Origin of the sequence: Clostridium sp. KNHs205 (genome assembly GCF_000702945.1) — a bacterium.
Taxonomy (GTDB): Bacteria; Bacillota; Clostridia; order Lachnospirales; family Lachnospiraceae; genus Anaerocolumna.
Map to the genome: position 1 here is coordinate 1,295,322 of NZ_JNLE01000003.1, position 13,078 is coordinate 1,308,399.

The window sequence follows — 13,078 nt, forward strand, 5'->3', positions numbered from 1 at the left end:
AAAATCAGAACGTTTTGGGTAGTACTTTTTCAGGTTTTATCGCTTTGGGTTGTTCCATTTCAAGGCCATCCATAAGCCACTGGAATTGTTTCCATGTAACAGATTTTACCTCATCAGCATTCCGTGGCCACCGATATCGTCCTTCGCCTGTTAACTTTTTATACAGGAGAACGAATCCGTCAGATTCATGGATAAGTGCCTTTATTCTGTCATTTCGTCGCCCGCAAAAGAGAAACAAGTCATTGCCAGAAGCATTAAGATGTAGCTTGTCATCAACAATACTTATAAGTCCGTCAATGGACTTCCTCATATCTGTGTAGCCACAGACTATGTAGATGGAATTCACTCCTGTAATGTCTCCTAACATAATGATTCTCCAATGGTTTTAACGAGACTGTTCAGAAGAGTAGGATTAACATCATTACTGATTCGCAGAGTCATGCCTGATACACTGATTTCCATTGTTGGAACCAGTTCATCAGTTTTATAAGATATGCTTGCTGGGATCATTGGACGAGGAAAAACTGAATTAGACTCATCATTAACGATTTCAAGCGCAACAACATCCTGTTTGGGTGCATGAGATATATTTGCAACTGATTCTGGAATTACAATACCACCAGCCTTGCGTACTTGGCTGACCCAACCATAAAAAGTACCAGGTGCAATGTTGTTAGCCTTACACCATTGGCAATCAGTCAAACCACTTTTTCTGGCTTTTGAAATAATTTCAAAGCGTTCTTGAATTGAATATTTGCGATACATAGAATTCAACCTCCATACATAGTAAAGTGCTTGCACTTCGACTTGAGATTTACTATTTCGTATCAAGCCGAAAAGAACTCATAGTGAAATGCTTGTGTTTTTGAATTATTATATTATCACAAAAAAAGTAAGCGTAAACAATCCGTCTGATTATTGTGCGCTTACTTTGTAACTTATCATAAAGAAGAAAGTGAAGATAAGAATTATGTAGATGGTAAGCCAGATTATGCAGATGCCTTTGAGGATAATATGATCTTTCGATGGGATTCTCAGATAGGAAGAGGAATTAATAGTTCCTATGTGAAGGATGTTACAACAGCACAAAGAAAACATCTTTTTGTGAAGAAAAGTGATGCGGAAACATGTTTCTATTATATGGGGCAGTTTGAGGTTACAGAAGTTGAGCCGGCACGTAAGAAAGACAATAATGGGAAAGAACGTGATATAACTAAATTTCAGATGAAAATGCACAATGCAGTCAGAGAAGATTTATTACGTTACTTACAGAGTAAGATTAAGAAAGAGGAAGTAAAAGTAGGATGAAAATAGTTCGAGTAGTAGCTGCAGTGATTAGATCTGTGAATGAAATAGGAGAACCAGTCATTTTTGCAACCCAACGTGGTTATGGAGAGTATCAAGGCGGATGGGAATTTCCTGGTGGTAAAATCGAAGAAGGGGAAACACCACAGGAAGCATTGCAAAGAGAAATAAATGAAGAACTTGAAGCAGACATTTCAGTAGGGGATTTGATTGATACGATCGAATATGATTATCCAACATTTCACCTCTCTATGGATTGTTTCTGGGGAGAGATTATTTCGGGTGATATTGTCCTGAACGAACATAAAGATGCAAAGTGGTTGAGGAAAGAGGAATTGAATTCGGTGGAATGGTTACCGGCAGATATAACTCTTATTGAACGCATTAGAAGAGATATTTAGGGCTGCGGAATACTTTCAGATGGACATCATTATTTAAATAAGCACCCTACTTACCGGACACAAATTAACCACAACAATTCGGGTTCTATCGGAAAAGGTCGGCAATGTTTTGAGAGTTAAACAGAAATTGTATAAATCTTTAGGCCATTCAGCCACTTTCTAAGAAATTTAGAAAGTGGCTTTTAGACATTTATAGGTATACAAAATTTACTTTGACAAAATAGGATATATTGATTTTTACTATGACAATCTTATATTCAAAGTTACTGTTGGAATTCCAATATAAAATAAGGTCTGTGAAAATCATCATAAAAGTGGTTAAACTGTTATTAATGTTTAACTGCTTTTTTTATTTGAAAGCATTTACTTCTCCTCAGAATAATGTACTATTCAGTACTTTCCTTCTATAATATCTTATCGCTCCGTACAAAGATCAATAAAAATCTCATGAAAATAGGTATAAAATACAGGAAAAACCTGAAAACTTGAAAAATAAGGCTCGAAAACATCGGGTTGTTATGTTATAATAACCATAACTATTCAGTTGTCCACACTTTCGTAAAGTAAGAGTTTCATGGCAGGACAGCGGGATTTTACCCGGTGGGAGGATTTCCATAGGGTAAGCGAAAGCGAGGATTCAGATGTTAGATAATAAAAAGATAAAGATTATGACAAAACTGGCTGCTTTTGAACAGGGAAAATGCAAGGAGGATATTAAAATCAGCAAATACTATAAAACAGACTATATCAGATACCAGGTTATTAAGACAGCTGTTAGTATAACAATTGGGTATTTGTTAATTCTGTGTTTGATTGGTTTGTACCATGCTGAATTTCTCATTAGTAAGATCGTTACCCTGAACATCGTCCGTATGGGGCAGTACCTGCTTGGCTTTTATATTATTATAATGGCTGTTTATATAACCGGCGCCTTGATCGGTTACTCCATTAAGTATGATTATTCCAGAAAGAACCTGTCTAAGTACTTCAAACTGTTAAAGAAGCTGAATAAGCATTATCAGGACGACAGTACCAAAGATTAGGGGGAGGCAAAAAAATGATGACATTGTTAGTCTTGAGGGCGAGACTCCAAAGCTTATACCAGAAACATGATATTTATATGAAGCCCGTATTTAAGTTTATTATTGCACTGGTTATCTTTCTGACCCTGAATAATACCATAGGGTATGATGACCGCATAAAGCAGATGCCGATACTTCTTGCTTTATCGCTGTTATGTGCATTCACCCCTTCAGCAGTACTGCTCTTTTTTGCAGGTGTGGTAGCTTTTTTGCATATTTACGCAGTTTCAATCATATTGTCGGCTATTATACTAATAATATTTATTGTGATGTACTGCCTCTTCTTAAGGTTTACACCTAAGCTTGGTGTGGTGGTACTTGCAGTTCCCATATTGTTCTATCTAAAAATACCTTATGTGGTTCCCTTATTGTTAGGTGTTTTTGCAACACCGGTAGCAATAATACCAACCTGCCTTGGAGTTATAATATATTTTCTGTTGCGTATAATACAGGAAGCGGCTTCCATACAGGTGACCGTCAGCCTGGAAGATACCATGACTGTTTATTCTTATGTAGTCGATGGATTAAAAGATAATAAACAGCTGTTTACTTCAATGATTGTTTTCTCACTGGCAATCCTGATTACCTGGGTTGTGTGGAAGATGAAGTTTGACTATTCGCATGAAATTGCTGTTGTTGCAGGTTGCTTCGCTATTATTTTAGGTTTCCTCATATCCAGCCTGAAATTTAATACCACGGACGAAATAGGAACTATGATTGTAGGGACTCTGATATCCGGTATTATAACGGGAGTCATACAGTTCTTTCACCTATCCTTGGATTACTCAGCAGTGGAACATGTGCAGTTTGAAGACGACGATTATTATTACTATGTTAAGGCAGTACCTAAGATAAATGTTACAACGCCTCAGGTCAATGTAAAGAGATTTAATACTCAGAAAACCCAGATACCCGGTAAACATCTGAAAGAGGATGTAATGCTTGAGGAGGATGAATTCGAGGACGAAGAGTAGAAGTTATTTATACACGAGGTTAACGTAAGTTCTATAACATCAGTAAAAAGTAAAGCGGGTGAGTTTTAATGCAGACAATTATAAGTTTTTTTAAAGAATATATAAGCTGGTATTCTTTGCCGGATATCGGTCTGACCGATATTATTGAAATCCTTATTCTGGCTTTTGTTATCTACAATGTTATTGTGTGGGTAAAACAGACTAGAGCATGGATTCTGGTAAAGGGACTTATTGTGCTGCTTATTCTCTGGCTTTTTGCGTCTGTACTGGACTTAAGCGTTATACTCTGGCTGTTCTATAAGAGTCTGAATGTAGGTATTATTGCAGTTATCATTGTATTCCAGCCGGAATTCAGAAAAGCACTGGAGCAATTGGGGCAGAATCATCTTGTGACTCCCCTGTTTAATTTTAATGACTCCAAGGACAAAGGGGACAGATTCTCTGAGAAAACTGTTGCAGATATTGTTAAGGCAACCTTTGAACTGGCAAAAGCCAAAACAGGTGCTTTGATTGTAATAGAGAAAGAATTATCCCTTATGGAATTTGAAAATACAGGAATTGCAATTGATTCCCTGGTAAGCAGCCAGCTGCTTATCAATATCTTTGAGCATAATACACCGCTTCATGATGGAGCTGTTATTATAAAAGGCAACAGAGTTGCTGCAGCTACCTGTTATCTGCCTTTATCCGATAATATGCATCTGAGCAAGGAACTTGGTACGAGACACAGAGCCGGTATCGGTGTAAGTGAAATTACCGATTGCCTTACAATTATAGTATCAGAAGAAACCGGTAAGGTATCCATTGCTATGGGTGGAACTTTAATCCGTAATGTGGATGGAGATTATCTGAAAAATAAAATACTCACCCTTCAGAATAAAGTAGCGGATACAAAGAAAATTAAATTATGGAAGGGGAGGTCTAAGAATGAAAGAGAAGCTGACTAGAAATCTTGGACTTAAACTGCTGTCCCTGTTTATGGCTATATTGACTTGGCTTATTATTTTAAATATAGCAGACCCTGTGAAAGAAAGACCCTTTAATGATATAGAAGTTACAGTAATAAATGAAAATGCACTGGCTCAAAAAGACAAGGTATATGAGGTGGTATCCGGAAATACCGTCAATGTTACCATCAGAGCGAAAAGATCTGTGTTGGAGTCATTAAGCAAATCGGATATTAAAGCAGTAGCGGACCTGTCTGAGCTGTCCGTGGTAAATGCTGCGGAAATTAAAGTGACCGTTCCGGGGCACGAAAGAGATATCGTAGAGAAAACTCAAAATATTTCAACAATGAAAGTCAGCCTTGAGAATTTGCAGACAGAGCAATTTCGAATTAATGTTGTGGCAAACGGAGAAGTAGCCTCTGGCTATTATGTAAAGGAAAAGTTAGCAAGTCCTAATATGATACAGGTCAGCGGTGCTGAAACCGTAGTCAGCAAAATAAAAGAAGTTGTAGTAGAGGTTGATGTTGCCGGTAAAAGGCAATCCTTTACTGATACTGCCGTACCGAAAGTTTATGATAATAACGGTACCTTAATGGATTCTGATAAATTGAATTTAAGTGTAGAAGAAGTGGAAGTCACAGTAAATCTGCTTCAAACGAAGACGGTTGGGTTATATATTGAAGTAACTGGTGAGCCATATCCGGGGTACAAGTATGTGGATATAGAATACGAACCCAAGCAGGTAGTAATTGCAGGAGAAAAGGACGAACTTGACAAGGTTCCAATTATTAATGGGGAATACAATATAACCAACAAGAGAGAAGATTTTGAAGATCAGGTTAATATTACAGATTTTATCAAGAACGATGTAATCCTGATCGATGATAACCAGACAGCTGCGATCAAGGTTAAGATAGAAAGAATGGATAGCAAGGATTTAAGCTATGACAGCAGTGAGATAGAGCTGAGGAATATACCCAGTGGCATGGAAGCAAAGACAGCAGCCTCCAATATGCATGTTATTCTCTATGGCAGCAATGACTATCTGAATATGCTTAATAAGTATAACTTAAAGCCATATATAGACTTAAAAGGAGCCAAAGTCGGAACGGATTTTTTTAATGTCGGACTTGATTTACCGGACGGAGTCACACTGGATCCTCTTAGTGTGATGGTATCCGTCAGCGGTTCCGGTACATAATAAAGCAGTTAGAATAAATGCTGCTGTTCTCTGTACATATCAGCTTTTAAGGAGGGTTAAGGATGGTAAGCAGGAAATTGACAATCAAAAATCCTAACGGATTACACTTAAGACCCGTCGGTATGTTTTGTAAACTGGCGATAGAGTTTCGGTCAAAGATAAGCATTTCAATGGAAAATACAAATGTAAATGGAAAAAGTGTACTGAGTGTTTTGGGAGCTTGTATCAAAACGGGAGATGAGATTGAAATTACCTGTGAAGGCGAAGATGAGGAAAAGGCACTTGCTGTTCTTTCCAAGGCGGTAGAGGATGGCTTGGGAGATGTATTGGAGGAATAAACTTGCCGCATAAATATTCGTAGCTCTTGATTAAAAATAAACCTTGTAATATTCCAGTCACAATGCTATAATCTTTAACAATAACTTCTATTCAGTTATAGCAGTTCTTTTGGGATAGTATAATGATACAGGAAATCTATCAGAATAGTATTCTTATAAAAAGAAAACTGAAAAAAGATGCATTTTGTGTATCTGGTAACACAAATACGCTGAATTTTTTGATTAACTGGGCAGAGGTATGCAAAATTACCAGCAACATTATGAGCAAAGGAATGATAAGGATGGGACTAGAGTAGACAGTGCCAAGTTATTTATCGTAAAGAAATACAGTGTGATCTATCGACTCCGTAGCATGATATAAACTGATAAACAATCATTATATCACGGGAAATTATAGGAGGACGGATCATGTTGAATTTTAGAAGATATCAGAGCGCACCGGTAGTGGATTTTAAAGAAAGAACCTGGCCAAATAAGCAGATAACAAAAGCACCCATATGGTGCAGTGTAGATTTAAGAGACGGTAACCAGGCCTTAATTGAGCCTATGGTTGTAGAAGAAAAGATTGAATTCTTTCAGCTTCTTGTAAAATTAGGTTTTAAGGAAATAGAAGTTGGATTTCCTTCTGCTTCACAGATTGAATATGACTTCTTAAGACAGTTAGTGGACCGCAAGCTGATTCCTGATGATGTTACAATTCAGGTTTTGGTACAGTGCAGAGATCACTTGATACAGAAGACCTTTGAAGCCCTGGAAGGTATTAAGACAGCCATTGTTCATATATACAATTCAACCTCCACTCTTCAGCGGGATGTTGTATTTGGTATGGACAGAGAAGCAATTAAAGAGATTGCAGTAAATGGAACCAGACTCGTGAAAGAATATACAAGGACTTTTCCAGGAAAGATTATACTTGAGTATTCACCGGAGAGCTTTAGTGGAACAGAGCTTGATTTTGCATTGGATATTTGCACTGCTGTTCAGGATATCTGGGAACCATCACCGGATAATAAAATCATTATTAATTTGCCCAACACGGTAGAAATGACTACACCGAATGTCTATGCAGACCAGATAGAATGGATGCATACCCATTTTAAAAACAGAGATTCCATTATATTAAGCGTACATCCTCATAACGACAGAGGCTGCGGTGTAGCTGCCAGTGAGCTGGCACTTCTTGCAGGTGCAGACCGTGTTGAAGGAACCTTATTTGGTAACGGTGAACGAACCGGTAATGTAGATGTGCTTACAATTGCCTATAACATGTTCTCACAAGGTATTAATCCGGAATTAGAGCTGGATGATATCAATGAAATTATAGAAGTGTATGAAAGATTATGTAAGATTCCTGTACATGTACGTCATCCTTATGGCGGTAAGCTTGTATTTACTGCTTTTTCCGGATCACATCAGGATGCCATTAATAAAGGCGTGCATGCCATGCAGGTTAAACATAAGGAAATTTGGGAAGTACCCTATCTGCCTGTGGATCCGGCAGACATCGGAAGAAAATACGAGCCCATTGTCCGTATTAACAGTCAGTCCGGTAAAGGTGGCGTAGCCTTTATTATGGAGACCTATTATGGCTTTAAACTTCCCAAAGGAATGCATAAGGAATTTGCGGATAACATACAGCATATCTCTGAGAAGCAGGGTGAAGTAGCACCGGATCAGATTATGCAGGAATTTAAGAAGAGTTATCTGGAGCAGAAGGAACCGCTTCATTTTAGAAGAAGCCGCTTTGAAGACCTGACAGAAACCAGTGATCCCTTTGATACCCTTGCCAAAGTTACCTACACAGAGGAGGGTATTGAGAAAACCTTTGAAGCGACTGGTAACGGACCTATTGATGCGGTACTTAGAGGGCTTCAGAAGGAGCTTGGTATACACATTAAGATATTGGATTATTCAGAGCACGCATTAGGAGAAGGCTCCGGTGCCCAGGCTGCTGCTTATATCCATTTACTCAGCATGGATACCGGAAAAACAATATTCGGAGTAGGCATCAGCTCCAATATAACCAGAGCATCTATCAGAGCAATCTTTAGTGGCCTTAACAGATTAAAGAAATCATAAGAAATTTTCAATAATATTTAATGACAAGATATAATTAGATATGTTATGCTAATAAATGGAGGATACAGCGCAATCAGAATATCTGCTTGTATGTGTCCTCCGTTTCTTGAAGATAATAAGAAGAAAAACAAACCAGGGATTTTAAAGCCTTGAAAGAAAGTACAGGAATATGCACGAAAGGGTGCATAGATAGGAGTTAGGTTGAAAAATAAATTTTTCAACCGCAAGTTTGTGCTTGCGCACCACAAACTTGGTATGCACAAAGAGCGTGCGCAAGAATAGAGGTTAAAATGAGAAAGGTCATTACTTACGGAACCTACGATTTAATCCATGTAGGCCATATTAATTTGTTGAGAAGAGCAAAAGAGCTTGGAGATTATTTAATCGTTGTTTTATCCTCAGATGAGTTTAACACAATTAAGCATAAAACTGCTTACCATTGCTATGAGGACAGGAAGATTATCCTGGAAGCAATAACTTATGTGGATGAAGTAATACCGGAATTCACCTGGGAACAGAAGATTCAGGATGTGGTGGACAACCAGGTAGATGTATTTGTCATGGGAGATGATTGGGAAGGACAGTTTGACTTCTTAAAAGACTACTGTGAAGTTGTTTACCTTCCGAGAACAGATGGAATATCTACGACTAAGATAAAAAATGACCTGAATTTAGGGGTAAAAAAATAAGGATATCGGAGTAAATATATGCCCCAACTTAAACGACTTAAGAATAAATGCAAGAAAATGATCAAGCGGTTTGGAAAGAAAGCCGTTATGCTTTTATACCGTATTGAAAGTTCAATTCTTCCTATAAATAAGAACATTATTATATTTGAAAGTAACATGGGACGAAACTATACCGGTAATCCGAAGGCAATTTATGAGGAAATGGTGAAACAGGGGCTGGATAAAAAGTACCGCTGCTATTTCTTTTTGGATAACATTGCTACGGAAATACCAGGCAGTGCCATCAAGCTGAAGCGGACAAGAACACGTTATTTTCTTATAATGGGTATTGCAGGGGTGTGGGTGACCGACTCCAGAATGCCTAATTATCTGAAAAAGAGAAAAGGGGTTCAGTATATCCAGACCTGGCATGGTACGCCCCTTAAGAAATTAGCCCTTGACATGGATTCTGTTAATATGGCCGGCGAAACTAATATAGATAAATACAAGAGAAGCTTCTTTATCAATACAAGGACCTGGGATTATCTGTTATCCCAGAATCATTATTCTACCGAAATCTTCAGAAGAGCCTTTGCCTTTGATAAAAACATGCTGGAAATAGGATATCCGAGAAATGATGTCCTTTTTTACGGTAATAATAATGATTATATCAGTAAATTAAAAAAGCAGCTGGGTCTTCCGGTGAATAAGAAGATTATCCTATATGCCCCAACCTGGCGGGATAATGAGTATTATACCAAAGGGGCCTATAAGTTTAATACACCTATGGATTTTGCCATGATGAAAGCAGAATTCGGAGACGAGTATGTATGTGTGGTGAAATATCATTACCTTGTAAAGGATAATATCGACTGGTCTACATACGGCGGTTTTGTATATGAATTCAACATGTGCGAAGATATATCGACCCTGTATCTGGTAGCAGACATTCTGATAACAGACTATTCCTCTGTAATGTTTGATTATTCACTGTTAAAAAGGCCTATGTTTTTCTATACTTATGATCTGGAAGAGTATAAGAATAATTTAAGGGGCTTTTATTTTGATTTCCTGGAAGAGGCACCCGGACCGATTGTAGGAACTACAGAGGAACTCACAGCAGCCATCAAAAATTATGACAGCAGTAGGTACCAAGACAAGTACAACAATTTCTATAGCAAATATAACCACGCTGATGACGGAAAAGCTTCCGCTAAAGTTGTGGAGGTAATTGAGAAAATAATTAGGGGAGAAAGGTAGAACTTCCTATGGTTAACAAGTGGAAAAGCATCTTAAAGATTAAGGTTAAAGGTATCCTGCACAGTGTCCAGGCTAAAACTGAAAAAAGACTTGTAAATTACAGAATATCTAACTATGATGTATCAGTTATCAGTAATAACAAACCGGAAAAGACCAAACGGATCTTATTTGTGGTAGAGAGAATGGCTAAGTACAGCGGCGGACAGACTTCTATGCTGCGTTTGGGGACGGAGCTTGCAAAGCTTGGCCATGAGGTGGGGTATGTGGTGTACAAGCCTCAGACTAAGTCTGACATGGAAGAGATTGCCGCAAGCAATCTTACCGGATATCTTGGAAGAATGTATACCAATAAGCAGTTAGAGGGTATTAAGTCAGATATAGTAGTAGCAACTTCCTGGGATACCGTTGCTTTTGCAAAGAAAATACCCGGTTATAAGATGTACTTTATCCAGGACTATGAACCATATTTCTTTTCCTTTGGTGAACTGTTCTTAATGGCAAAGAAAACCTATGAGCAGGGGCTCCATATGGTAAGCCTTGGCGCCTGGAATAAAGAGATGATAGAGAAGAACTGTCAGCCCGTATCCCCTGTTGATTCTGTGGAATTCCCTTATGAAAGCGCTGAATATCCACATTATAAAAGAGACTATGACAGCTACAGTAAGAAGAAAGAAATCGTGGTTGCGGTTTACTTAAAATACTATGGTAAAAGGCTTCCAAACATCACCCAGCATATGTTAAAACAGGTGAAGGAGAAGTTCCTGTCGGATGGTATTAAACTAACACTTCTTTATTATGGAGAAGATAAAAGCTTTCGAACCGAAGGCGGCGAGAACCTTGGTATGCTTACCAAGAAAGAATTGCTCTCCCTGTACCGCAGAGCAGACTTTGGTATGGTCGCTTCCATGAGTAATGTATCCCTGGTACCTTATGAGATGCTTGCAACAGGACTACCCCTTATTGAATTCGAAGACGGAACCTTTCCTTACTTTTTCCCGGAGGGAAGTGCTTTACTTACATCTCTGGACCCAGAGGATTTATATATTAAGCTTAAGGAATCCATTAAAAATCCTTCCCTTTTAAAGGAAAGGGATAAGAAGGCGCTTTCTTGCTTAAGTACTTTAAGCTGGTCAAAAACAGCGAAGCAATTTGAGGAAATACTTAATAGGCTGTAGGGTGTTTGAAAAATCTTGTGCCTGTATGGATTTCCACTTAGAGGAAGGCAGCTTGCGTGAGACCGTAAACAGTCTTTTGGGGGTGTATTGGTGCTGCCTTTCCAGAATGAAACGTAAGTATATTCCAAAGTGGTGCGGTCAGAACGACACACCATGGTTTTTCATACACGCTCAATTAGTAATCAGGCATAAAAATGTTACCCTATAGCATTTTTATGCCTGATAAGGTTTGAGCTTTTATAATCAGCTTATCAATTTAAAATGAGAGGTTAAAGCCATGGCTTTGCGTGAACAGTTAAAAAAGTTATCACCGGAATGGGGAATAAAAGTATATAAGAAGGTCAGATATCTGTCTATAACAGCCCTTTTCGGACTGTTTCGTTTATTGCCCATACAGAAAAATAAAGTTGTTATATGTAATGTCTGGGGTTTCGGTGACAATGCAAAATATGTGACGGAAGAGCTGGCAGCAAGGCACAGAAAAGAACTGGACCTGATTTTTATCACCAATCATCCGGAGACTGCCGGCGCACCAAAGGGCGTCACCGTGTATAAGAGCAATAGTATCAAAGCAATCTTAAGCCTTGCAACAGCCAGAGTATGGCTTGATAATAACCGTAAGGAAAGCTATATAAAGAAGCGAAGAAGGCAATACTACATTCAGACCTGGCACGGTGGAATTGCACTGAAGAAAATAGAAAAAGACTATGCAGATCACCTTGGAAAAGCTTATATAAAGAATGCGAAAAGGGATTCGGCCATGACAGACCTTTATATCTCCAACAGTGATTTCTGCACGAAAATGTACCGCAGAAGCTTCTGGTATAAGGGGCCAATCTTAGAATGCGGAAGTCCCAGAAATGATATTCTTATTAATCCCAGAAAGGGTATCGGGAATCGTTTAAGAAAAGAGCTTGGTATAGGCAAAGAGACAAAGATAGCTCTTTATGCACCAACCTACAGAGAAGGAAAAGATAATGTGGCAGCCTATTCTCTTGAATATGACAGGTTGATTTCTGTACTTACAGAGAAATTTGGCGGCAGTTGGACTATAGCTGTCAGGCTTCATCCGCTTGTAGCGGCTCAAAGCAATGCTCTTAAGTATGGCAAAGGGGTTATTAATGCATCCTATTACCGGGATATCTACGAGCTGATGTCTGAAAGTGATGTCCTTATTACGGATTATTCCAACATCATGTTTGAATTTTCCTTTACCGGTAAACCGGTATTTTTATATGCATCCGATATGAAAGAATACGATGATGGCAGGGGATTTTATTTTGACTATGCTTCACTTCCTTATGACAAAGCAGAAAATATGGGGCAGCTGGAAAGCAGTATCTTAGAATTTAATGGTACTCATTATGAGAATAGGGTCAATGGGTTTTTTAAGGGGCTGGTGCTTTATGAAGACGGATTGGCGTCTAAAACTGTTGCTGATAAAATAATAGAAGTGGTGGGTGCACAAAAGTGAAATTGATTGATAAAGGGTTAGTATGTATGGGGTTAAGGGAAGTCTTTGGCAATGGGACGGAAATTAGTGTAAAATAGAAAGACGCATACTTCGATTGCAAGGTATAAGAAGTCCTAATTCTCTGAATATTTTGTGCTTGACATAAGGTAAAACAGATAACTCGCTTCGCTCAAA

Annotated in this window: 14 protein-coding genes; 12 read left to right on the plus strand and 2 right to left on the minus strand. The window is 38.4% G+C overall.

The features are described 5' to 3' along the window. Positions 1-4 precede the first annotated feature (4 nt). Together tnpB and BR73_RS0105665 are read right to left on the minus strand one after the other, a co-directional pair. Positions 5-367 (minus strand): IS66 family insertion sequence element accessory protein TnpB, encoded by a 363-nt coding sequence (tnpB, locus tag BR73_RS0105660; protein WP_033164734.1) that lies wholly within the window; start codon positions 365-367, stop codon positions 5-7. Next, on the minus strand, positions 361-765 hold the full coding sequence (locus BR73_RS0105665) for a transposase (protein ID WP_033164735.1): 405 nt from the start codon (positions 763-765) through the stop codon (positions 361-363). The genes tnpB and BR73_RS0105665 overlap by 7 nt, the downstream gene beginning before the upstream one ends. Before the next feature lie 153 nt (positions 766-918). Between BR73_RS0105665 and BR73_RS0105670 the strand changes: the two genes are divergently transcribed. From BR73_RS0105670 to BR73_RS0105725, 12 genes are all read left to right on the plus strand, one after another. Beyond that, positions 919-1,308: a DUF3427 domain-containing protein gene (locus BR73_RS0105670; RefSeq protein ID WP_033164736.1), complete on the plus strand. Its 390-nt coding sequence runs from the start codon at positions 919-921 to the stop codon at positions 1,306-1,308. Further along, on the plus strand, positions 1,305-1,706 hold the full coding sequence (locus BR73_RS0105675) for a (deoxy)nucleoside triphosphate pyrophosphohydrolase (protein ID WP_033164737.1): 402 nt from the start codon (positions 1,305-1,307) through the stop codon (positions 1,704-1,706). The genes BR73_RS0105670 and BR73_RS0105675 overlap by 4 nt, the downstream gene beginning before the upstream one ends. A 641-nt stretch (positions 1,707-2,347) precedes the next feature. Next, positions 2,348-2,749: a hypothetical protein gene (locus BR73_RS0105680; RefSeq protein ID WP_033164738.1), complete on the plus strand. Its 402-nt coding sequence runs from the start codon at positions 2,348-2,350 to the stop codon at positions 2,747-2,749. Between the two features lie 14 nt (positions 2,750-2,763). Continuing rightward, on the plus strand, positions 2,764-3,762 hold the full coding sequence (locus BR73_RS0105685) for a hypothetical protein (RefSeq protein ID WP_033164739.1): 999 nt from the start codon (positions 2,764-2,766) through the stop codon (positions 3,760-3,762). Positions 3,763-3,830: 68 nt separating this feature from the next. Then, positions 3,831-4,709: a diadenylate cyclase CdaA gene (cdaA, locus tag BR73_RS0105690; RefSeq protein WP_033164740.1), complete on the plus strand. Its 879-nt coding sequence runs from the start codon at positions 3,831-3,833 to the stop codon at positions 4,707-4,709. After that, positions 4,690-5,910, plus strand: a complete 1,221-nt coding sequence (locus BR73_RS0105695) for a CdaR family protein (protein ID WP_033164741.1) — start codon at positions 4,690-4,692, stop codon at positions 5,908-5,910. The genes cdaA and BR73_RS0105695 overlap by 20 nt, the downstream gene beginning before the upstream one ends. Positions 5,911-5,972: 62 nt before the next feature. After that, entirely contained in the window at positions 5,973-6,248 is a 276-nt protein-coding gene (locus tag BR73_RS0105700) for an HPr family phosphocarrier protein (protein ID WP_033164742.1), read from the plus strand. Positions 6,249-6,656: 408 nt separating this feature from the next. Beyond that, positions 6,657-8,327, plus strand: coding sequence for a 2-isopropylmalate synthase (gene leuA / locus BR73_RS0105705; RefSeq protein WP_033164743.1), 1,671 nt, complete (start codon positions 6,657-6,659; stop codon positions 8,325-8,327). A gap of 290 nt (positions 8,328-8,617) precedes the next feature. After that, positions 8,618-9,016, plus strand: coding sequence for a glycerol-3-phosphate cytidylyltransferase (tagD, locus tag BR73_RS0105710; protein WP_033164744.1), 399 nt, complete (start codon positions 8,618-8,620; stop codon positions 9,014-9,016). Positions 9,017-9,034: 18 nt separating this feature from the next. After that, positions 9,035-10,255, plus strand: a complete 1,221-nt coding sequence (locus BR73_RS0105715; protein ID WP_242860629.1) for a CDP-glycerol glycerophosphotransferase family protein — start codon at positions 9,035-9,037, stop codon at positions 10,253-10,255. 8 nt (positions 10,256-10,263) lie between these two features. Next, positions 10,264-11,430 (plus strand): glycosyltransferase family 4 protein, encoded by a 1,167-nt coding sequence (locus BR73_RS0105720; RefSeq protein ID WP_033164745.1) that lies wholly within the window; start codon positions 10,264-10,266, stop codon positions 11,428-11,430. Between the two features lie 277 nt (positions 11,431-11,707). Then, entirely contained in the window at positions 11,708-12,904 is a 1,197-nt protein-coding gene (locus BR73_RS0105725) for a CDP-glycerol glycerophosphotransferase family protein (RefSeq protein WP_051684998.1), read from the plus strand. The last annotated feature ends 174 nt before the right edge of the window (positions 12,905-13,078 follow it).